Annotated in this window: 22 protein-coding genes; 18 read left to right on the top strand and 4 right to left on the bottom strand. The window is 47.6% G+C overall.

Annotation, left to right across the window (positions count from 1 at the left end; genetic code table 11):
• The first annotated feature begins 17 nt into the window (after positions 1–17).
• From G9F50_RS03120 to G9F50_RS03155, 8 genes are read left to right on the top strand one after another with little or no spacing between them, the layout of a single operon-like run.
• The gene (locus G9F50_RS03120; RefSeq protein WP_060562549.1) at positions 18–1,148 is read left to right on the top strand and encodes a DegT/DnrJ/EryC1/StrS family aminotransferase; all 1,131 of its coding nucleotides are present in this window, start codon (positions 18–20) and stop codon (positions 1,146–1,148) included.
• Positions 1,145–2,074, top strand: coding sequence for an NAD-dependent epimerase/dehydratase family protein (locus tag G9F50_RS03125; protein ID WP_015418245.1), 930 nt, complete (start codon positions 1,145–1,147; stop codon positions 2,072–2,074). Before G9F50_RS03120 ends, G9F50_RS03125 begins: the two co-directional genes overlap by 4 nt.
• Complete coding sequence (locus tag G9F50_RS03130; RefSeq protein ID WP_060562551.1) at positions 2,040–3,296, top strand: aminotransferase class V-fold PLP-dependent enzyme; 1,257 nt, start codon at positions 2,040–2,042, stop codon at positions 3,294–3,296. Before G9F50_RS03125 ends, G9F50_RS03130 begins: the two co-directional genes overlap by 35 nt.
• An 11-nt stretch (positions 3,297–3,307) precedes the next feature.
• Complete coding sequence (locus G9F50_RS03135; protein ID WP_165406510.1) at positions 3,308–4,189, top strand: GNAT family N-acetyltransferase; 882 nt, start codon at positions 3,308–3,310, stop codon at positions 4,187–4,189.
• Positions 4,162–4,920, top strand: a complete 759-nt coding sequence (locus tag G9F50_RS03140) for a WbqC family protein (protein WP_165406511.1) — start codon at positions 4,162–4,164, stop codon at positions 4,918–4,920. The genes G9F50_RS03135 and G9F50_RS03140 overlap by 28 nt, the downstream gene beginning before the upstream one ends.
• On the top strand, positions 4,883–5,560 hold the full coding sequence (locus G9F50_RS03145) for a PIG-L deacetylase family protein (protein WP_080130099.1): 678 nt from the start codon (positions 4,883–4,885) through the stop codon (positions 5,558–5,560). The genes G9F50_RS03140 and G9F50_RS03145 overlap by 38 nt, the downstream gene beginning before the upstream one ends.
• 7 nt (positions 5,561–5,567) lie before the next feature.
• The gene (locus tag G9F50_RS03150) at positions 5,568–6,488 is read left to right on the top strand and encodes a sugar phosphate isomerase/epimerase family protein (protein WP_080130098.1); all 921 of its coding nucleotides are present in this window, start codon (positions 5,568–5,570) and stop codon (positions 6,486–6,488) included.
• Complete coding sequence (locus G9F50_RS03155; RefSeq protein WP_080130097.1) at positions 6,463–7,698, top strand: MFS transporter; 1,236 nt, start codon at positions 6,463–6,465, stop codon at positions 7,696–7,698. Before G9F50_RS03150 ends, G9F50_RS03155 begins: the two co-directional genes overlap by 26 nt.
• A gap of 43 nt (positions 7,699–7,741) precedes the next feature.
• On the opposite strand, the gene G9F50_RS03160 is transcribed toward G9F50_RS03155, so the two are convergent.
• Entirely contained in the window at positions 7,742–8,203 is a 462-nt protein-coding gene (locus G9F50_RS03160) for a GNAT family N-acetyltransferase (protein WP_098081763.1), read from the bottom strand.
• 131 nt (positions 8,204–8,334) lie between these two features.
• Here G9F50_RS03160 and G9F50_RS03165 point away from each other — a divergent pair, with 131 nt between their 5' ends.
• Positions 8,335–10,125 carry a zinc ribbon domain-containing protein gene (locus G9F50_RS03165; protein ID WP_165406512.1) on the top strand — a complete coding sequence of 597 codons (1,791 nt, stop codon included), beginning with the start codon at positions 8,335–8,337 and terminating at the stop codon, positions 10,123–10,125.
• 41 nt (positions 10,126–10,166) lie between these two features.
• On the opposite strand, the gene G9F50_RS03170 is transcribed toward G9F50_RS03165, so the two are convergent.
• Positions 10,167–10,877, bottom strand: a complete 711-nt coding sequence (locus tag G9F50_RS03170; protein ID WP_060562556.1) for a hypothetical protein — start codon at positions 10,875–10,877, stop codon at positions 10,167–10,169.
• Positions 10,878–11,314: 437 nt separating this feature from the next.
• On the opposite strand from G9F50_RS03170, the gene G9F50_RS03175 reads away from it, so the two are divergent.
• A complete protein-coding gene (locus tag G9F50_RS03175; protein ID WP_007409973.1) occupies positions 11,315–11,947 on the top strand; it encodes an NAAT family transporter in 633 nt (210 codons plus the stop codon).
• A 20-nt stretch (positions 11,948–11,967) separates the two neighbouring features.
• Here G9F50_RS03175 and G9F50_RS03180 read toward each other — a convergent pair whose 3' ends face one another.
• Positions 11,968–12,525 (bottom strand): GbsR/MarR family transcriptional regulator, encoded by a 558-nt coding sequence (locus tag G9F50_RS03180; protein WP_007409974.1) that lies wholly within the window; start codon positions 12,523–12,525, stop codon positions 11,968–11,970.
• Between the two features lie 260 nt (positions 12,526–12,785).
• On the opposite strand from G9F50_RS03180, the gene opuCA reads away from it, so the two are divergent.
• The 4 genes from opuCA to opuCD are packed head-to-tail and all read left to right on the top strand — an operon-like array spanning position 12,786 to position 16,222.
• Entirely contained in the window at positions 12,786–13,925 is a 1,140-nt protein-coding gene (gene opuCA, locus G9F50_RS03185; protein ID WP_060562557.1) for an osmoprotectant ABC transporter ATP-binding protein OpuCA, read from the top strand.
• 20 nt (positions 13,926–13,945) lie between these two features.
• A complete protein-coding gene (locus G9F50_RS03190; protein ID WP_003151654.1) occupies positions 13,946–14,599 on the top strand; it encodes an ABC transporter permease in 654 nt (217 codons plus the stop codon).
• A 37-nt stretch (positions 14,600–14,636) separates the two neighbouring features.
• Entirely contained in the window at positions 14,637–15,530 is an 894-nt protein-coding gene (gene opuCC / locus G9F50_RS03195; RefSeq protein WP_087920808.1) for an osmoprotectant ABC transporter substrate-binding lipoprotein OpuCC, read from the top strand.
• A 17-nt stretch (positions 15,531–15,547) separates the two neighbouring features.
• Positions 15,548–16,222, top strand: a complete 675-nt coding sequence (opuCD, locus tag G9F50_RS03200) for a glycine betaine/carnitine/choline/choline sulfate ABC transporter permease OpuCD (protein WP_012118473.1) — start codon at positions 15,548–15,550, stop codon at positions 16,220–16,222.
• Between the two features lie 34 nt (positions 16,223–16,256).
• Here opuCD and G9F50_RS03205 read toward each other — a convergent pair whose 3' ends face one another.
• Positions 16,257–16,790 (bottom strand): GbsR/MarR family transcriptional regulator, encoded by a 534-nt coding sequence (locus tag G9F50_RS03205; protein WP_003151660.1) that lies wholly within the window; start codon positions 16,788–16,790, stop codon positions 16,257–16,259.
• Between the two features lie 285 nt (positions 16,791–17,075).
• On the opposite strand from G9F50_RS03205, the gene G9F50_RS03210 reads away from it, so the two are divergent.
• From G9F50_RS03210 to G9F50_RS03225, 4 genes are read left to right on the top strand one after another with little or no spacing between them, the layout of a single operon-like run.
• Positions 17,076–18,221: a betaine/proline/choline family ABC transporter ATP-binding protein gene (locus G9F50_RS03210; RefSeq protein WP_014418902.1), complete on the top strand. Its 1,146-nt coding sequence runs from the start codon at positions 17,076–17,078 to the stop codon at positions 18,219–18,221.
• 16 nt (positions 18,222–18,237) lie between these two features.
• The gene (locus G9F50_RS03215) at positions 18,238–18,891 is read left to right on the top strand and encodes an ABC transporter permease (RefSeq protein ID WP_060562558.1); all 654 of its coding nucleotides are present in this window, start codon (positions 18,238–18,240) and stop codon (positions 18,889–18,891) included.
• A 14-nt stretch (positions 18,892–18,905) separates the two neighbouring features.
• Entirely contained in the window at positions 18,906–19,823 is a 918-nt protein-coding gene (locus G9F50_RS03220; RefSeq protein WP_060562559.1) for an osmoprotectant ABC transporter substrate-binding protein, read from the top strand.
• An 18-nt stretch (positions 19,824–19,841) separates the two neighbouring features.
• Positions 19,842–20,519, top strand: coding sequence for an ABC transporter permease (locus G9F50_RS03225; RefSeq protein ID WP_040238875.1), 678 nt, complete (start codon positions 19,842–19,844; stop codon positions 20,517–20,519).
• The last annotated feature ends 34 nt before the right edge of the window (positions 20,520–20,553 follow it).

Below are 20,553 nucleotides of genomic sequence, written 5' to 3' on the forward strand. Positions count from 1 at the left end.
CTTTTCACAGACCTGATATGACAAACGAAGAAATCGCAAGCGTAACCGAAACGATTCAATCGGGCTGGATTTCGAAAGGCCCGAAGGTAATCGATTTTGAAAAAAAGCTGGGAGAATGTATAGGAGCTGAACACGTCATCAGCTGTAATTCAGGCACCGCTGCATTACATATGGCTTTATTGGCGCTCGGGGTGGGAGAAGGCGATGAAGTCATCGTGCCGAGCTTCACGTTCTGTTCCAGCGTCAATGTCATTCTGCACGCCGGAGCCGTTCCGGTGTTTGCGGATATATGCGAGAAAAGTCTATGTGCCGATCCTGAAGATGTCAGGAAGAAAATAACGCCGCGCACAAAAGCGTTAATTGCGGTTCATTTTGCCGGCTATCCGGCTGATCTGGAAAACTTGCAATCCATTTGTAAAGAAAACGGATTGTATCTGATTGAAGACGCCGCTCATGCGCTCGGTACAAAATATAACGGAAGCATGATCGGCACTCACGGCGATGCCGTGTGCTTCAGCTTTTATGCCACCAAAAATATTACAACGGGGGAAGGCGGAGCCCTCGTCATGAAAGACGAACAGGCCGCAGAAAGAGCGAGGCTGTACGGATGGCACGGCATCACAAAAAATGCCTGGAACCGGTACGGTGAAAAAGGCAGCTGGAGATACGACGTTTTACTGCCGGGCTTTAAATATAATATGACGGATATTCAGGCCGCGCTCGGTCTGGTTCAATTGAAACGCGCAAACGACATTCAAGAAAAACGGGAACAGATCGCTCAATTTTATATACGTGAACTGTGGGGTCAATCTGATAAAGCGGCGCTTCCGCTTTCTGACATTCCAAACGGCATAACGCACTCATGGCATTTATTTATTTTGCGCATTCGAGAAAACGGCGGTATGGACAGAGATCTGTTTATTGAGAAAATGAAAGAAAAACAAATCGGGCTGAGCGTGCACTTTATTCCCGTGCATTTGCATCCTTACTATAAAAAACATTTTCCTGCGGAGCTTCCGGTAACTGAACGTGTTTTCCGGGAGATCGTATCACTGCCTCTTTACAGCCAGTTATCAGATGAGGATTGCAGCTATATTGTCAAGTCTATAAAAGAAGTTTTGACTATCAGCCAGGAGGTAGGATCATGAAACACATTGCGATTATCGGAGGGGCCGGTTTTATCGGAAGTGAACTGGCGGCATTATTACAGGATAAAGGTTATCACACCATCATTGCAGACCAAAAGAAGCCGGCTTTTGACACTGAATACCGCCAAACGGATATCCTTGACCGGACGTCCCTCCGCGAATCACTGCGGGGAGCGGATGCGGTTGTCCATTTGGCGGCAATGGTCGGAGTAGACAGCTGCCGAAGCAATGAAGAAGACGTCATACGGGTCAATTTTGAAGGAACGAAAAACGTCACCGAGGTATGCGGTGAATTGGGAATCAGCACACTTCTTTTCTCATCGAGTTCAGAAGTGTTCGGAGATTCACCGGATTTTCCTTATACCGAGACAAGCAGAAAGCTTCCGAAATCGGCTTACGGAAAAGCCAAACTGCAATCAGAGGAATATTTGAGAGAACAGGCTTCCGACGAACTTCATATTCGGGTCGTCCGGTACTTTAATGTATACGGGCCGAAACAGCGCGAGGATTTTGTCATCAACAAGTTTTTCAGCCTGGCCGAGAATGGCTCTGAGCTGCCTCTTTACGGGGACGGCGGACAAATACGCTGCTTCAGCTACATCAGTGATATCGTCACCGGAACTTATCTCGCTCTCATTCATGAAGGAGCCGTCTTTGAAGACTTCAATATCGGGAACGACCAGCCGATCACGATAAAAGAACTGGCTGAAAAAGTCAATGTGCTCTCAGGCAGAGAGAAGGATAACTATCTGTTTAAAAAACTGGGCGAAGACGGCGTGAGGGGAAAAGACATCGAAATTTTTAAGCGGGCGCCGTCAATCGAGAAGGCGAAACGTTTGCTCGGTTACGCTCCGAAAGTAAGTCTGAATGAAGGCCTGGAGATCATAAAAGATGAAAGACAAAAGCACAAACTTTCACTTTCCTAAAAACCCGGAAGTGGTCAAATATCCCGTTTATCCCGGACAGTTTTCCGTCAGCGGCCGTCTGCGCGCAGTGAAACACTTGCTTACTGCCGGACAAAGCGGACTGACTGAAAAACTGGAAAAACGTTACGGAAAAGGGGTTGTGCTTACATCCAGCGGCAGTGCGGCACTGGTGCTCGCATTAACTTATTCGGGGGCCGGGCCGGGGAAAGAAGTGATTTTCTCATCCTTCAGCTGCCCGAATGTCATTGATGCCGTACTGCAATCCGGTGCGACGCCTGTGTTTGCGCAGCTGGATGAGCATCTATCCTTATCTTTTGAGGATGTCAAAAAAAAAGTGACAAGGCAGACGTGTGCGGTTATCCTCACGCATGTATACGGCCGGAGAGAAAATACCGCTATCATTGACTGGGCGAAGGAAAACGGAATTGCTGTCATTGATGATGCCGCTCAAGCCATGTTTACAAAACAAGCGGATACATTTGCCGGCGGTTTGGGCGATTTCGGCATTTTAAGCTTCGGCCCCTCAAAGCCGCTTGCGAGTATCGGAGGCGGCGCGTTAATCGCGCCGAAAGAATGGCTTCGGCAAAAAGCAAATCTCCCGATGGAACAGCGCAGCCAAGTGGCAGCTGACTATCGAATCTATATCAGAAATCAAAGAATCCAAGCTGTAATGAAACGGAAACGGCATCATCCTATTTCATATATGTTTAGAAAAGCGGGCGCCATGCCTTCCATGAAAGCCACAAAGCTCGAAGCTCTGCCGGATAAACCGGCTGTTGTACCCGTGCTTCGCATGCATCCGGCAAGGGAAGCCATTATTGATGATCAGCTTTCACGTATGGATCAGCTTGTAACAGCTTCGCTCCGAAACTTAGAGACGGCGGGAGAAATCTTTGCAAAGGCGGGAGAAACAAACGGCATAAGAATGATCCAGCCCCAAGAAGGAGAACATCTGAATTATTTAACAATTGTATTTCCCCGGGATGAAGAGCGGTACGGGTGTTCCGTTTATTTAGCCGAAAGAGGCATCCAAACATGCTGGAACTACCTTCCCCTCGGACGTATTCCGATTTATGAAACATACGCGGGGGAAGGCGGGGAAGACCCGCTTTGGAAGAGAGTTCTTTCCCTGCCGTTTAAACCTCCTCTTCAAAAGGAGCAAGTCAGATATATAGCCGAATCCGTTTTATCATATTGTGAGCAACAGAATAAGACTGAATAGTGGTGATAAATATGCAAAAAACAGCAGTATGCACGACCCGCCAGGCATGGGATCGGGCCGCTGACATGTATCAGGCGGGATTGTTTCAAAGCTATGATTGGGGAATCCTCATGGAAGAGCTTCCCGGCACGTCATTTCACCCTGTCAGACTGACAACGGACGGAGGACAGGTCATCTATCTTCCGCTTTTTGAACAGAAGGGCGTATTATCCGGCAATATGATCGGATACGGCGGCGTTATTTCAGATCGCCCCATCTCATTTGAATGGCTTCAAAGTGAAATCCAGGCCATATTCGGCCGGAACATATCCCGGATGCTGCTGCCGTACGGTCAGACTTCTTTTACAGAAGAAATCAGGGAAGGATGGACGGAAAAGGCGACACGGATTCTTTCGCTTCCGGACACGTTTGACGAGCTTTGGACGGGTATTTCCGGAAAAGCCCGGACGGCAGTCAGATACGCTGAAAAAGAGAATATTGTCACCCGGCTGATCGGGCGAAAAGAACTTAGCGCGTTTTATGACCTCTACAAAGAGCATACAGCGTCAATCGGCGCGGCTTATGTGCTGAGCCTGGGCTTTTTCCAAAAGCTGCTTGACACGTTTGCGGACCGGATGTTTTGGATCGGAGCTTATCAGGATGAGACGCTGATCAGCAGCAGTATTTTTCTCTATGACCGCTCTCATTTCTATTATTGGCAGAATGTAAACAGCCTGGCGGGAAAAAAAGCGCAGGCCTCTTACTTATTGATGCGTGACGCCCTGCAATTCGCCATTTGCCGCAAGCTTCAATGGGCTGATTTTGGCTATTCACACAGTAAAGAAATCGCGAGACCGAAACGATATTGGGGAGCTGAAGAAAAACAATGCCGACTTTTTACGAAACCGGAATGAACACAATAAGCGGCCATCAATCCAGTTATCTGCCGTGGTACGGTTTTTTTGAAAAAATGTATAAGTCGGATCTGTTTGCCATTCATGACACAGCCCAATTTGAGAAAAAAGGATTTCTCAACCGCAACAGAATCAAAACGCCGCAAGGCCCCAGATGGCTGACAGTGCCTTTGCAGATGAAACAATATAAAGACATAGAGCTTCGGCATATGAAAATCGACCAGACACAGGATTGGCGGAAAAAACATTGGATGGCGATTAAGATGAACTATGCGAAAGCTCCCTATTTTGAGCGATACCAGCATTTTTTTCAAGATGTCTATCAGCGGGAGTGGGAATATCTCCATGATTTGAATATGCACATCATTGAATTTTTCCGAAAAGAGCTCCGAATTGAAACGCCGTTCTGTTATGTCTCTGAGCTTGAATGCCGGAAGGAGAAAAAAAGCGATTTTGTTTTAGCGCTTTGTCAGGAGCTGGGGGCGGACCGTTATTATTCAGGCAGTCAGGGTTCCGACTATTTAATAGAAAGCGATTTTGAAAGAAACGGAATTGTCATTGAGTATCAGCAGATCCGACATTTTGGCTATCCTCAATTATTCGGGGAGCATATCCCTCACCTCTCCATGCTCGATATGCTGATGAACTGCGGAGCGGATACAGCTGAAATGTTAGTTAAAGGAGGGCAATATGATGAAAGTAATGGTATTTGCAGCGCATCCCGACGATGAAATTATCGGCGTCGGCGGCACGCTCGCCAAACATATCCGCCAAGGTGACAGCGTGTCGGCAGTCATTATGGCGGAAGGCAAGTCATCAAGAAAAACGGATTACAAAAAGCCTGAAGATTCCGTTATGGAGCATTCTAATCAAGAAACGGAGCAGGCGCTCAGCACTTTGGGCATCCATGATTTTGTCAGGCTGAACCTTCCTGATAACAGAATGGATTCAATGGATTTGCTGGATGTCGTGAAGGAAGCGGAGAAACAAATCAATCGTTTTCAGCCTGACATTGTGTATACCCAGTACGGCGGTGACATTAATATTGACCACTCTGTCGTATTCAGAGCGGTCATGACGGCAACCCGTCCGCTTCCCGGTCATACGGTAAAACGGGTTTTTGCCTATGAAACATTGTCTTCGACGGAATGGAATTACTGTCAGAAGGATCAGTTTCATGCCAATTTCTTCGTTAATATTGAAGACGAGCTTGAAACGAAATTGAAATCGATGGCGTGTTACGGTTCCGAGCTCAGAGACTTCCCTCATCCCCGCTCTTTGCAGGCGATCGAACATAATGCCCGTGTGTGGGGAGCAAAAGCGGGTTTTTCGGCTGCGGAAGCGTTTATGCTTGTGAGAGGAACATGGTGACTGTCCTATGATTGCTCAAATTCCGTTTTTCGGACTTGATCCGAAGCAAATCGATGAGAAATGGGTGGAAGCGGGATACGGTCTGGAAGCGAATATTTTTGACGGCCATTCCTTTGGGGAAGCGGATTATCTCAAAACATTCAATCAGACGCTGGAATATGCGAAACAGCTTGATCCTTCATTATTGACGCTGCATTTCCCGACAGATCATGCCGATTATGTGCATGAAGATCACATCAAAAAACAGCTTTATCACTTTGCGGAGCTCGCTGTGAAATACGGCGCCAAAGGCATAACCGTTCATGCGAATCAATTTATGACGGTTGAGGAATTTCAAGTCTATGACCTGGAAGGAAACCGTAAAAAAATCGTTGAGTTTTTCGCGGAGTTTGATGAGCGGCTGAAAGGGACAGACATTTGGATCGGTGTGGAAAACCTTCCGATCATCGGGAATCTGGGAGAGGATTTTGATCCGATTTTCATTTATCCTGAGGATTTTACAGAGCTGGTGCAGCTGGATCTGAAGCATGTCGGTATTACGTGGGATCTGTGCCACTGGGCGATTACCTATCAGACTCACTTATCTTCCGCTCTTATGTTCAGAAATGATCAGCTGAAATATCCCGATTTCTTTCAGTTTCTGTCGATAAAAGAGAGCATTAAGCATTATCACTTCAGCTCATTTCGCCAGCTTGCGTTCCCGCATGGGGGTGTCCGCTGTTTTGAGGGCCGCCATCCGAGTGAAGGGACGATCGCTGAGGAGCTGCTGAGACGGGCTGCCGATACTTTGCAGGAGCTTTATCGGAATCAAGATACCGGCATTGTATTTGAGGTGATGGAAGAGGATTATACGGAAAGACGGGAATCATGGAGAACGCTGGAATGGTTCGGCGGTGTTTCTGATGACGAGGATCAAGAAAGGGCCTGATATGACATATCGAACACCGAACTATGCAAAGCTTTGGTGTGCACAGGTGTTTTCTTCAGCGGCGGACGGGGTCTGGCTCATTGCTCTGCCGCTGTTAGTGTTAGAATTGACCGGCAGCAAAATTCTTGTCGGCGTTATTTCTTTTATCGAACTCGTGCCCTTGACATTTGGCGTGCTGGCGGGGCCGCTGATTGATTTATTCCGAAAAAAGTCGATCTTGTATTTGTGCAATACGGGCCGGGCCGCCATTATGATCCTCTTGGCGGTGCTCAGCGCGAACGATTTATTAACCGTGTGGATAGCCGGGGTGTGCGCCTTTTGTCTATCTCTGCAATCGATGCTGTTTGCGCCGGCGAAAGTCGCGATCATTCCGCTGCTCGTCCGCAAACAGCATCTTGATCAGGCGACATCTCTGATCAATACGAGTGACTTGATCGGACTCATCGTCGGAAAATTGATCAGCGGGATCATGATTGCGGCTATTCCGTTCGGGCTGCTGTTTGCCATAAACGGAACTGCTTTTTTGATCTCTGCGGCATTTATCGCGTTCATTCGTATTTCAGAACAGCCCGATGAAAAAAGCAACGGAACTGAAGATGTAAAAGCCGGTTACAGAATGCTGAAAGGAAATGCGGCATGGCTGACATCGGTCGGATACTTTTTCGTCGTAAATCTCGTCATTGCCGGCCTTATTTCAGTAATGGGGCCGATTCTTGCTGTGGAGCGTTTTCAGCAGAACTATTCTGTATGGTTTGCCGTCATGTATTCAATGTTTCAGGCGGGGATGCTTTTGGGCAATCTGGCCGTATTTTTCAAATGGAATACAAAACGCTTGAACCGGCTGTACCCGCGGACGTTAACGGCAGCGGGACTGCTCATTATGCTCCTGTTTTTTCCCCTTCATGGGTTTGAGTGCATCATTTTCCTGGTGCTTGGCATCATCATCTCGTATATTGATGTGCAAACGGTGCTGTATTTCCAAAAGACGGTTCCGGCCGCATATTTCGGAAGGGTCTTTGCACTGATTTTTTCCATTGTCAAAATGGGTGAACCGCTGTCGGCCGCTGTCTACACAGGGCTTCTGCTGTTGATGAATGCGGATTATATTTTTGCGGCGGTCGGACTGACCCTTACGATCGTTTTTGCTATTTTTTCAGTCAGACAAGGGAGTCAAAGAAATACAGAGAAACAAGCGGATCAATCCGTCTGAATGGTAAACGAAGGGGCGCCGCTGTCAGCCGGCGCCCTTTTTATCATAAATCCAAATAAAGCCGTATCATATCCCGGCATTGAATGCCGTTTTCAAAAATGTCTTCATCATAATGTCTGATAAAAAAATCATGGTCGACAGCCTGAATGCGGAATCCGCATTTTTGATAGAGTGACAGCTGATGAATACTGGAATTTCCGGTGCCGATTTCAATTGTGTCAGCCCCCGATTGTCTCGCTTTTTCAATGGCATCCCGCACCAGCTGTTTTCCGAATCCCCTGTTCTGCAGCGATTCTTTTACCGCGATGTTTACGATTTCTATCGTTTTAGGCCTTGTTTGCAATAAAACGTAAACCCCTGCAAGCTCGTCTGACGTCCAAGCCGTATAGCATTCTCCTCTTATAAGATAATCATCGACAATCTCTTTCGACGGATCGGCCAGCAGCAATAGTTCATACAGCGCTTCATCCGGCTCCGCGGCTTTTCGGATGCTCAGTTTTTGCATGTCCGTTTCTCCTCCTCCGTTATGATCGACAGCTATTTTTGAAAATAACTCCAAAATCATTCTACTTTATTATAAAATATGAAACATAGGAAAAGTTATACAAGTTTTGCAGATTGAATAGGAGGAAAGTCATGTTTTTTTGTAAGCATTGCGGCCAGCAGAACAATGAAGAAGCGCATTTCTGTAAAGAATGCGGAAAACCGATCGGGAAAGGAAGCCGGCTGGAGCGGCAGGCGGCTGTAAAAGCGGCTGAACCTGCTTCACAAATGAGAAAGCCGATCCCTAAAAAAACACTCTTCATGTGGGGCGGCATTGCCGCAGCGCTGATCTTATTGATTGCCGCATATAAAACCGGAGCCTGGCTGACATCTGAAAAAAGGCTCACGGATCAATTCGAACAGGCGGTTCATGACGGGGACACGAAAAAGCTCGCAGCCCTGCTCACTCCTTCAGACAAAAAACTGAAGCTGAATGAGACCAATGTCAAACCGCTCCTTGCATACGCAAAGAAACACGATGAACTGCTGGCAGCGCTTCGCGGCAATTCATCAGAAAAAGATGCGGTATACGTCAAAAAAGAGGGAAAAACCCTTCTTTTGTTTGACCATTACGAACTGAAAGTCGATCCGGTTTATTTCCGCGTCACAAGCAATTATAAAGGCGCCGATCTTTATATTAACAGCGAGAAAACAGGTACGGTCAAAAAAGCCGATGAAACCCAAATCTTCGGCCCGTATGCACCCGGTGTCTACACGGCGGAAGCCAAGCTTAAAAATGAGACGGTTGACGTTGTCAAAAAGCAAGAGGCAGAGGCGGCCGGCAGCCGGAATGTTGAGTTTGACCTGCCGTTAGACGCCGAGGATGTGACATTCACTCCGGCAGACAGCTTCAAAAGCGCGAAAGGCGATCTGCTGATAAACGGCAAGTCCGTCCATAAAGATCCGTTTACATCCGTTACATATGGTCCGCTCTTAACTGACGGTTCCATGACAGCCGCCGTGGAGGCTGATTTTCCTTGGGGGAAAATGAAAACTGCCGATGTCCCGATCAACAGTACTGATGTGGACTTAACGCTTATCCCGGATCAAGATACACAACAAACAATCATGGACACGATTGTCAAAACAACGAAGCAGTATACAAAAGCGATGGCAGACGGAAATACCGATCAGATGACCGAGGCTGGTTCCGCCTGGAAAGAGCAGACGAAAGAAGTGGTATCCGGCATGAAGAGTTCCGGCACCTTTTTGAAGGATCAGTATAAAGAGACAAGCTTTGATCTGGATTCATTTGCGATTTCTCAAGAGAACGGCCGCTGGCAAGTAACTGTTACAGGTAAAGAGCTTCATGAGTCTGCTTATTTCGACGGGAATACGAAGCCTGATATGGAAGAGGCTGAGCCGAGCTTTCACTATGTACTCTCATATGATACAAAACATAAAAAATGGGTTTTCGAAAAAGCTGACCCTGCCTCAGATTCTTCTGGGACAAATGTAAAAAAAATAAAAAACGACCAGCCGAAAACCTATACATCCGCATGGGCATCATCCAAAGGAAATACAGCTTCAGGCAGCCTCACGAATGAACAAGTCACATCGTTTATGACTGATTACCTGACAAATCAATCAAGCGCCGTCAGCCTTAACAATTTTGCCATCATGGCGGGTAATTTAGAAGAGGGAAGCCCTTTGTATGCTGATCAGCAGAAACTGGTCAAAAAACTGCACAGCGAGGGGACGACCGAAGTATTTAATGAAGTGAATGTCAAAAGCTTTTCACAGAAAGGCTCTCATCTGACGATTCATACGTACGAGGAGTTTTATATTACGAAAGCCGGCGGCAGTCCGAAGCTCAGAACATACAATTGGACGTATGGCGGCATTGTTAAAGACGGAAGAATTTATTTAACATCCATTCAATAAAAAAAACCCCCGCGCCAATCAGGCGGCGGGGGTTTCCGTTTTTAAAAGAAGAAATAATTCATGAGTTCTTTTATATAATGCTTGATCGTGAATTGAAACGTTACGCAAATGATCAAATAGATGACGATAACAGAATAAATGATATCCGCCTTAGTAGTGAGCTGATGCTGATAGCTCGCCAGCATGAGCGGAGGCACGGCAAACGCCGCTCCTAAAAGACCGACAGCCAGAATGGTGAAGCAAACGGTTGTATGAAGCAGCATAAAAATGAGGGCAAGAAGCAAAATAGCTGTAAACGGAATCAAAAATGCCCCGAACCTGGACAGCGAATCTTTAAATGACACCTGCGCGCCGCCGGCCTTCAAAGCGATAAAAATCAAGAGATACAGGCAAAAAACGCATAATGCAAAGGTAAGCGCCGGTTTGACCACAATCGCGGTAAAACTGACGTCACGAAAGCCGTCTGTTAAGAGAATATAAAACATAATCGGCGTCACCAGGCAGAAAAGCACCATGTTGATGATGCTGCTGACAAGCTGTTCGCCTCCTGTCGTTTTACATGTTTGATACGGTCGCTTTAACACATCAAGCACGAATAAGGCAAATTGCTTTGAAGCCTGCTTAGCCGCGGCGCCGGCCTGAGCGGCCTGGCCTTGCGTTTGGCCTGCGCCTCCCTGCCCGGGCTGGGGCGCCCCGCACTTTTCACAAAACTTTCCGCCATCAGTATGATGGCCGCATTGAGAACAATACATTCTAAAACTCCTTTTACAAGTAATATAGGGATTTTGTTCAATATTTACATTATAAAAGAAAATAGGACGGATGTAACGGAGTTTTCTAAAGATATACAAATCACCTTCTCTATGAATTGATAATAGAGAAAAAGTACCCTTTATGGTAGAATTTTATTGGAGCTGATAGATATCATGTCTCTCGGCGCATTGATTCAGAGTGAAAAAGGAAATTAACGCATGCTAAAAAAATTGAAAATGCTTTATCGGCTGTTGAAATTCGGAAAAGGCTTATGGAGATAGCAAACAGAAAAAACCGTCCTTACAAGGACGGTTTTTTCTGTTTCCAGATTGTCCGGCTGAGGTTATAAAAAGCAGACCCCGGGGTAAAAACCATGCATAAGAAACAGCGGAGAACAAAACATAACTCAATAACGGCAAGTCATAAGGAGGTACGCATGTTTTCATTCATCATTCATGTCTTCATTTCACTGTTCGCAGTCTCCAATCCCATCGGAAACGTGCCGATTTTCCTATCACTGACGGAAGGGTACTCGGAGAAAGAACGGACAGCGATCGCGCGCAAGGCTTCCGTGCTGTCGTTTATCATCTTGGCGGCTTTTTTAATCTTCGGCCATCTGATCTTTAAACTGTTTGACATTAACATTCATGCCTTACGTATCGCGGGCGGCATTTTTATTTTCGGCATCGCTTATAATCTTCTGAACGCGAAGAAATCTCATGTACAGTCTCTCCATCATGAAGAGAAAGGGGAGAGCAAGGAGAAAGCCGATATATCTGTGACACCTTTGTCGATTCCGATTATCGCCGGACCCGGTACGATCGCGACGGTGATGAGTCTGTCGGCCGGCCATGGCGGCATCTTCCATTACATCAGCGTGCTTATCGGCATTGCGGCCGTCATCGCGATGACGTTCATCTTCTTTCACTATTCATCTTTCATCAGCAATAAGCTCGGGAAAACCGAAATGAACGTCATTACCCGACTGATGGGGCTGATTTTGGCGGTGGTGGCCATCGGCATGATCGGCGCCGGTCTGAAAGGCATGTTCCCGATATTGGTTTCCTGACTTAAAAAAGCAGCGCCCGGTTATCTTCGGGTGCTGCTTTTTTCTATTTTCGGCACATGCTGAAACACTTCTTCACTCTCAAAAAATTCTATCAAACGGCTCAGCCAGTCATAATAATGGAGCCAATCCGTCAGTTCATCCAAAAGCTGACGGGCTTTTTCTTCAATATCGGGACTGAGATTTTCCGATTCCAGAAGCTCAGTCAGCTCGCGGTTCAGCTTTTTATAGAGCATTTTGTTTTTGCTGACCGCCTTTGTCCAATTTGCCGTAAACAGGGAGATAAACGTCTGGTAATAATCACGCTCCACGTCATAAAGGTCTTTCCGAACGCCTTTTTCAAACACTTTTTCAGCCAGATTGACATCGGTCATTTCGCGGACCACCTGGCTCATCCTCGTTTTGCTCATCCCGGTCGCCTCTGACAGCTCATTTAACGTCATCGGCTTGCGGTTCATATAAATAATACCGAGCACACGTCCAAGTGTGGCCGGCATTCCGAATGTATGCATATTCTCGGCGATTCTCTCAATGAGATGCTCTTCAGCATGCCCGATGATATCAAGAGCGTTTTTTTCCACGGCTGATCATCCCTTCACTGGCTTTTCATGCTGACAATATATCATATTTTTTACAGTTGATGAAAAAGATGATGCGGCAGGATATGCGAGCTATCTGGAGCGATTGTAAGAACATCCGCATTGTCAGCGGGATAACATGAAAAAATACGTATATTGTATATAATTTCAACACATTGTAAACTTTTTATTTTACAAATTTCATCTTATAATAAAGATTATACTTTTCAGAAAAATAACGGAACCCTTCGGAGGTGCACGGATTGCTGAGATTAGAAAATGTATCGAAAGTCTATAAAGGCGGAAAAAAAGCTGTCAACAGCATTGATTTAAATATCGAAAAAGGCGAGTTTATTTGTTTTATCGGGCCGAGCGGCTGCGGAAAAACGACGACGATGAAAATGATTAACAGACTGATTGAGCCGTCATCCGGAAAGATTTTTATCGATGGCGAAAACATTATGGAGCAGGACCAGGTGGAGCTGAGACGGAAAATCGGCTACGTCATTCAGCAGATCGGACTTTTCCCTCATATGACCATTCAGCAGAACATTTCCCTCGTGCCGAAACTGCTGAAATGGCCGGAACAAAAGCGGAAGGAACGGGCGCGGGAGCTTTTGAAGCTCGTCGATATGGGCCCGGAATATTTAGACCGCTATCCTCACGAGCTGAGCGGGGGACAGCAGCAGAGAATCGGCGTGCTGCGCGCCCTTGCAGCGGAACCTCCCCTTATTCTCATGGATGAACCGTTCGGAGCGCTTGACCCGATTACGCGGGATTCCCTTCAGGAAGAATTCAAAAAACTGCAAAGAACATTGAATAAAACGATTGTGTTTGTAACCCACGATATGGATGAAGCTATTAAGCTGGCTGACCGGATCGTCATTTTAAAAGCGGGAGAGATCGTTCAGGCCGGCACTCCTGATGACATTCTCCGGAATCCGGCTAATGAGTTTGTCGAAGAATTTATCGGCAAAGAACGGTTATTGCAATCAAGACCGGATATTGAACGCGTCGAGCAGATGATGAACAAAAAACCTGTCACCGTTACGGCGGACAAAACGCTTTCACAGGCGATACAGGTGATGCGGGAGCACCGTGTCGATTCCCTGCTTGTCGTTGATGATCTGAATGTGCTGCAAGGGTATGTGGATGTCGAGATCATTGATCAGAACCGGAAAAAAGCGAGCCTTGTCGGCGACGTGCTCCGCTCTGATCTGTATACAGTCGAGCAGGGGACACTGCTGCGCGATACCGTACGCAAAATTTTAAAGCGCGGAATGAAATATGTACCCGTCGTTGATGAACAAAGGCATTTAGTCGGAATTGTCACGAGAGCGAGCCTTGTCGACATCGTTTACGATTCAATCTGGGGCGAGGAAGACCAGCTGGTGACAGGCTGACAAGGGGAGGAACGCTTACAATGAATGAAATGATTAAGTTTTTGCAGACGAACGGCGGAGAACTGTTATATAAAACGTGGGAGCACTTATACATTTCGATCATCGCCGTCATATTAGGCATTGTCGTCGCCGTTCCGCTCGGAGTGGCGCTGACGAGAATGAAAAAGGGCGCAGGCGCCGTCATCGGCGCCGTCAACATTGTGCAGACCTTGCCGAGTCTCGCGATACTGGCGTTTTTTATCCCGCTGTTAGGCGTGGGAAAGGTGCCCGCGATCGTCGCGCTGTTTTTCTATTCGGTGCTGCCGATTCTCCGGAACACGTATACCGGCATTCAAGGCGTAAACAAAAATCTGCTGGAATCGGGAAAAGGCATCGGCATGACGGTCTGGGAGCAGATCAGGCTTGTGGAACTGCCGCTTGCGGTTCCGGTGATCATGGCGGGCATCCGCACATCCACCATTTATCTGATCGGCTGGGCGACGCTTGCTTCCTTTATCGGGGGCGGCGGGCTCGGAGACTATATTTTTATCGGCCTGAATCTCTATCAGCCTGAATATATTATCGGCGGCGCCGTGCCGGTCACCATTTTAGCCATTATCATTGATTATCTGCTAGCGGCGACGGAACGGAAGGTGACGCCGAAAGGGCTGAAAGGACTGAAGGAAGTATCATAAGGAGTTGGCTGTTTTGAAAAGAAACCAAAAGAGATGGATGTGCGCACTGGCGCTGTCAGCTGCTCTGCTTCTAGGCGGCTGTTCCCTTCCCGGCCTGAGCGGGGCTTCCGATGATACGATTAAAATCGGGGCGCAAAGCATGACGGAATCAGAAATTATCGCCAATATGATCGCACAGATGATTGAGCACAATACAGACTTGAATACGGCATTAATTAAAAACCTCGGATCGAACTATGTCCAGCAGCAAGCGATGCTCGGCGGTGAAATCGATATCGCCGCGACGCGCTACTCGGGAACGGATTTAACGAGCACCCTCGGCATGGAAGCGGAAAAAGACCCGAAAAAAGCATTATCCATCGTCCAGAAAGAATTTGAGAAACGCTTCCATTACAAATGGTTTGATTCTTACGGATTTGAGAACACATACGCTTTTACCGTCACGAAAGAGCTTGCGGAAAAAGACCATTTAGACAAAGTGTCCGATATTAAGAAGCATGCGGATCAATTTAAGCTCGGTGTTGACAATGCGTGGCTGAAAAGAAAAGGTGACGGCTATAAAGGCTTTACTGATACGTACGGTTTTGAATTCGGCACAACCTATCCGATGCAGATCGGACTTGTATACGATGCCGTGAAAAACGGGAAAATGGACGCCGTCCTCGCTTATTCAACGGACGGACGGATTAAAGCGTACGATCTGAAAATTTTAAAAGACGACAAGCAGTTTTTCCCGCCGTATGACTGTTCGCCGGTCATTCCCGACAGCGTGCTGAAGCAGCATCCTGAACTGAAGGGCATTGTGAATAAACTGATCGGCAAAATCGATACGGAAACGATGCAGGAATTGAATTACGAGGTGGATGGCAAGCTGAAAGAACCGTCCGTCGTCGCTAAAGAATTTTTGGAGAAACATCATTATTTTGAATAAGAAATGAGGTGGGGCAAATGGAAGTGCTGCAGCAGCTCGGCACTTATTATTCTCAAAACGGCGCCTATGTGCTTCAGGAGTTTTACCGCCATTTTCTCATGTCGGTATACGGCGTTTTATTTGCGGCGATCGTCGGTGTCCCGCTCGGCATCTTCATTGCCAGGCACAGAACATTAAGCGGCTGGGTATTCGCGGTGACAAACGTGATTCAGACCGTGCCGGCGCTTGCGATGCTTGCGGTGCTGATGCTCGTCATGGGGCTCGGCGCCAATACGGTGATATTGTCGCTGTTTTTATATTCGCTTCTTCCGATCATCCGGAATACGTACACGGGAATCGCCAGTATTGAACACGCTTATCTTGAATCGGGAAAAGCGATGGGCATGACCAAATTTCAGGTGCTCCGCATGGTGGAGCTGCCGCTTGCGCTTTCCGTCATCATGGCGGGGCTGCGGACGGCGCTCGTCATCGCGATCGGCATTACGGCAATCGGTACGTTTGTCGGCGCGGGCGGGCTCGGTGACATCATTGTCAGGGGCTCAAACGCCACGAACGGAACCGCGATTATTTTGGCCGGCGCCATTCCGACAGCGCTGATGGCCGTTATCGCAGATCTTGTGATGGCGTGGCTGGAGCGGGCGCTGAGTCCGGTGAGAAAGAAAAAACGAACCAAAGCGCCGAATGCGGCATGAAAAAAAACGCCTTGCGGGTCAGGGCGTTTTTTTCTTATGGCTTCGGAACATGCTTGAAAATTTCTTCGCTTTCAAAAAACTCGATCAGGCGGCTGATCCAGTTGTAGTAATCAAGCCAATCCTTTAATTCTTTCAGCAGTTCGTTGATTTTTTCCTCAGCTTCTTCCGGCACGCCGTTTTCAAGGACGGCTGTCAGTTCGCGGTTCAGCTTTTTATGCATCATTTTATTTTTGCTGACGACCTTGCTCCATGTGGCCGTAAACAGCGTAATAAAGGTTTGGTAATAATCCTGCTCGACGTCGTATAAATCTTTGCGGACGCCTTTTTCAAACACTTTTTCCGCCAGATTGACGTCAAGCATTTCACGGACCGCCTGGCTCATTCTCGTTTTGCTCATGCCGGTCGCTTCTGATAATTCAGTTAAGGTCATCGGCTTGCGGTTCATATAAATAATGCCTAAAATGCGCCCCACCGTCGCGGGCATTCCGAATGTATGCATATTTTCAGCGATTCGTTCTATCAAATGATCTTCAGCTTGTTCGATTACGTGTAACGGATCTTTCTCCAACAGTTTCAATCCTTTCAGTCAGCAATTCCGATGTCAATATACCACATTTTTAAACCGGCGGAAATGCTCTTCCGAGAGAATTTGGCAGTAATCCGGAGCAATAAGAAGAACTTTGCCGGTCAATACGGGTTAATCAGTGCTTACACAACCTTTATATATAATATGGACAAATTGTAAACTTTTTAATTTACAAAGTTTAATTTATAATGGAAAACGTTCAATTGTCTGAAAAGTTAAATTTGAATTTAACGAATTGAATAAACTTAATCATGGAGGTGTGAGTGTTTGCTGACATTAGAAAATGTCTCGAAAATGTATAAAGGCGGGAAAAAAGCCGTCAACAGCATCAACCTGAATATCGCCAAAGGCGAATTTATTTGTTTTATCGGACCGAGCGGCTGCGGCAAAACGACGACGATGAAAATGATCAACCGCTTAATTGAACCGACAGAAGGCAGAATCCTGATAGAGGGCCGAAACATTATGGAACAAGACCCGGTGGAACTCAGAAGAAGCATCGGCTATGTCATCCAGCAGATCGGGCTGTTTCCGCATATGACCATTCAGCAGAACATTACGCTCGTTCCGAAGCTTTTAAAGCATCCTGCCGAAAAACGGAAGGAACGGGCGCGGGAGCTTTTAAAGCTCGTTGATATGGGGCCTGAATATTTAGACCGTTACCCTCATGAACTGAGCGGAGGACAGCAGCAGCGAATAGGTGTATTACGGGCACTTGCCGCAGAGCCGCCGCTCATCTTAATGGATGAACCGTTCGGGGCGCTTGACCCGATTACGAGAGATTCCCTTCAGGAAGAATTTAAAAAACTGCAAAAAACCTTACATAAAACCATCGTATTTGTTACCCATGATATGGACGAAGCCATCAAGCTTGCGGACAGAATCGTCATTCTGAAAGCGGGAGAAATCGTCCAGGCCGGAACGCCTGATGAGATTCTCAGATTTCCGGCGAATGAATTTGTTGAGGAGTTTATCGGCAAGGAACGGCTGATCCAATCATCCAGCCCTGATATTGAACGGGTGGAGCAGATCATGAATCCCGATCCCGTGACGGTAACACCTGAGAAAACACTGTCAGCCGCCATTCAGCTGATGCGTGCCGAGCGGGTGGATTCGCTGCTCGTCATTGATGAAAAGAACGTTCTCCAAGGTTATGTCGATGTGGAGATGATTGACCGCAAACGAAGACAAGCGGTAACCGTCGCGGAAGTGCTTGAGCGGGATCTGTACACGGTCAGAAGCGGCACTCTGCTTCGCGACGCCGTCCATAAAATTTTAAAAAGAGGCATGAAATTTGTGCCGGTCCTTGATGAAGCCGGCCGGCTAACGGGAATCGTGACAAGGGCAAGCCTCGTTGACATCGTCTATGACTCCATCTGGGGAGAAGAGAATCAGCTCGCGGTGATGTCATGAGGAGGCTTCAATTGATATGAATCAGACCGTGCAATTTTTACAGGCAAATGGAGGAGAGATGCTTTATAAAACATGGGAGCATCTGTACATCTCATTAATCGCCGTCATGGCGGGCATTCTCGCCGCCGTTCCGCTCGGCGTCCTGCTGACGAGGATGAAAAGAGGAGCCGGCGCCGTCATCGGCATCGTCAACATCATTCAAACTTTGCCGAGCCTTGCCATTCTTGCGTTTTTTATTCCGCTTTTAGGCGTAGGAAAGATCCCGGCCGTTGCGGCGCTGTTTTTCTATTCCATGCTGCCGATTCTCAGAAACACGTATACGGGGATTCTCGGCGTCAATCGGCATCTTCTGGAATCGGGAAAAGGAATCGGCATGACGGCATGGGAGCAGATCAGGCTTGTAGAGCTCCCGCTTGCCGCTCCGGTCATCATGGCGGGCATCAGGACGTCTTCGATTTATTTAATCGGCTGGGCGACGCTCGCCTCCTTTATCGGCGGAGGCGGGCTGGGAGATTATATTTTTATCGGCTTGAACCTTTATCAGCCGGAGTATATTATCGCAGGCGCCGTTCCGGTCACAGTGCTGGCGGCAGCCGTCGATTACATGCTGGGGATCACAGAACGGAAAGTCACGCCTGACGGGCTGAAGAGCATAAAGGATGCTTCATAAGGAGGAGGTCTCTCATGGGGAATAGATGCAAAAAACGGCTGCTCGCAATCGCCTGTATCGGCATACTGCTCCTTGGCGGATGCTCGCTCCCGGGATTGAGCGCCGCATCGGAGGATACCATCAAAATCGGTGCGCAAAGCATGACCGAATCAGAAATCATCGCGAGCATGCTCGGACAGATGATCGAACATCACAGCGGGTTGAAGACAACGGTTATTAAAAATCTCGGTTCCAACGCTGTACAGCAGCAATCCTTGATAAACGGTGATATTGATATCGCCGCGACGCGCTATACAGGTGACGCGCTGACCGGGACGCTTCGCATGGAGCCGGAAAAAGACCCCGGCAAAGCGCTGCGGCTCGTTCAGCGTGAATTTCAAAACAGATATGACATGAAATGGTTTGATTCTTACGGCTTTGATAATACATACGTCTTTACCGTTTCCGAACAGCTTGCCAGCAAGTATCATTTAGAAACGGTATCCGATGTCAAAAAAGAAGCGTCTCATCTGAAATTCGGCGTCGATAACTATTGGATGAAGCTGAGAGGCAACGGATATCAGGATTTTATGAACACATACGGAATGTCATTTGAAGGCACGTATCCGATGCAGATCGGCCTTGTTTACGACGCGCTGAAAAGCAGAAAGATGGATATCGCGCTCGCTTATTCTACCGACGGAAGAATCATCGCTTACGGACTGAAAACGCTGAAGGATGATAAGCGGTTCTTTCCTCCGTATGACTGTTCACCCGTCGTTCCGGATCAAGTATTAAAAGAGCATCCCGAACTGGAGGGCGTGATCAATCAAATGATCGGCGCGATTGATACAAAGATGATGCAGAAAATGAATTACGAAGTTGACGGCCGATTAAAAGAGCCGTCCGTCGTGGCCAAGGAATATTTAGAAAAACATCATTACTTTGAATAACGGAAAGGAGATGTGCGGATGGACACGATGAAGGAGCTGTTTACGTATTATGCTCAAAACGGCAGTTATGTTCTGTATGAGTGCTGGCGGCACTTTCTCATGTCGGCGTACGGCGTCGTTTTCGCCGCCATTCTCGCCATTCCGGCCGGAATTGTGACAGCAAGGCACGGGCGTCTCGCCGGCTGGGTGTTTGCTGTGGCGAACGTGATTCAAACCGTTCCGGCGCTTGCGATGCTCGCCGTCCTGATGCTCGTCATGGGACTCGGCGCTAATACGGTCATCACGGCTTTGTTTTTGTATTCACTGCTGCCGATTCTCAGAAATACGCACACGGGCATTATCAATATCGAGCACGCTTATCTCGAGTCGGGAAAAGCGATGGGCATGACGAAATACCAAATCCTTCGTATGGTGGAGCTGCCGCTTGCGCTTTCCGTCATTATGGCGGGTCTCCGAACGGCGCTCGTCATTGCCATCGGCATCACGGCGATCGGCACCTTCGTCGGGGCGGGCGGCCTCGGGGATATGATCGTCAGAGGGTCGAACGCGACAAACGGAACCGCCATTATTTTGGCGGGCGCCATCCCGACCGCGCTGATGGCGGTAGCCGCAGACCTGCTGATGGCGTGGCTGGAACGAGCCCTCAGCCCGGTGAAAAAACAAAAAAGAAAGCTGATCGTACGCTCAGCCTCATGAAAAAAAGCATTCTTCCGCGTGAAGGATGCTTTTT

It is taken from the genome of Bacillus sp. EKM206B, from assembly GCF_011066015.1.
Taxonomy (GTDB): domain Bacteria; phylum Bacillota; class Bacilli; order Bacillales; family Bacillaceae; genus Bacillus; species Bacillus velezensis.

What these genes read in the sequence shown, in the direction of transcription:
- G9F50_RS03120 (WP_060562549.1), top strand. Translation starts at nt 18, where the DNA reads ATGACAAACGAAGAAATCGCAAGCGTAACCGAAACGATTCAATCGGGC.
- G9F50_RS03125 (WP_015418245.1), top strand. Translation starts at nt 1,145, where the DNA reads ATGAAACACATTGCGATTATCGGAGGGGCCGGTTTTATCGGAAGTGAA.
- G9F50_RS03130 (WP_060562551.1), top strand. Translation starts at nt 2,040, where the DNA reads ATGAAAGACAAAAGCACAAACTTTCACTTTCCTAAAAACCCGGAAGTG.
- G9F50_RS03135 (WP_165406510.1), top strand. Translation starts at nt 3,308, where the DNA reads ATGCAAAAAACAGCAGTATGCACGACCCGCCAGGCATGGGATCGGGCC.
- G9F50_RS03140 (WP_165406511.1), top strand. Translation starts at nt 4,162, where the DNA reads ATGCCGACTTTTTACGAAACCGGAATGAACACAATAAGCGGCCATCAA.
- G9F50_RS03145 (WP_080130099.1), top strand. Translation starts at nt 4,883, where the DNA reads ATGAAAGTAATGGTATTTGCAGCGCATCCCGACGATGAAATTATCGGC.
- G9F50_RS03150 (WP_080130098.1), top strand. Translation starts at nt 5,568, where the DNA reads ATGATTGCTCAAATTCCGTTTTTCGGACTTGATCCGAAGCAAATCGAT.
- G9F50_RS03155 (WP_080130097.1), top strand. Translation starts at nt 6,463, where the DNA reads ATGACGAGGATCAAGAAAGGGCCTGATATGACATATCGAACACCGAAC.
- G9F50_RS03160 (WP_098081763.1), bottom strand. Translation starts at nt 8,203, where the DNA reads ATGCAAAAACTGAGCATCCGAAAAGCCGCGGAGCCGGATGAAGCGCTG.
- G9F50_RS03165 (WP_165406512.1), top strand. Translation starts at nt 8,335, where the DNA reads ATGTTTTTTTGTAAGCATTGCGGCCAGCAGAACAATGAAGAAGCGCAT.
- G9F50_RS03170 (WP_060562556.1), bottom strand. Translation starts at nt 10,877, where the DNA reads ATGTATTGTTCTCAATGCGGCCATCATACTGATGGCGGAAAGTTTTGT.
- G9F50_RS03175 (WP_007409973.1), top strand. Translation starts at nt 11,315, where the DNA reads ATGTTTTCATTCATCATTCATGTCTTCATTTCACTGTTCGCAGTCTCC.
- G9F50_RS03190 (WP_003151654.1), top strand. Translation starts at nt 13,946, where the DNA reads ATGAATGAAATGATTAAGTTTTTGCAGACGAACGGCGGAGAACTGTTA.
- opuCC (WP_087920808.1), top strand. Translation starts at nt 14,637, where the DNA reads ATGTGCGCACTGGCGCTGTCAGCTGCTCTGCTTCTAGGCGGCTGTTCC.
- opuCD (WP_012118473.1), top strand. Translation starts at nt 15,548, where the DNA reads ATGGAAGTGCTGCAGCAGCTCGGCACTTATTATTCTCAAAACGGCGCC.
- G9F50_RS03215 (WP_060562558.1), top strand. Translation starts at nt 18,238, where the DNA reads ATGAATCAGACCGTGCAATTTTTACAGGCAAATGGAGGAGAGATGCTT.
- G9F50_RS03220 (WP_060562559.1), top strand. Translation starts at nt 18,906, where the DNA reads ATGGGGAATAGATGCAAAAAACGGCTGCTCGCAATCGCCTGTATCGGC.
- G9F50_RS03225 (WP_040238875.1), top strand. Translation starts at nt 19,842, where the DNA reads ATGGACACGATGAAGGAGCTGTTTACGTATTATGCTCAAAACGGCAGT.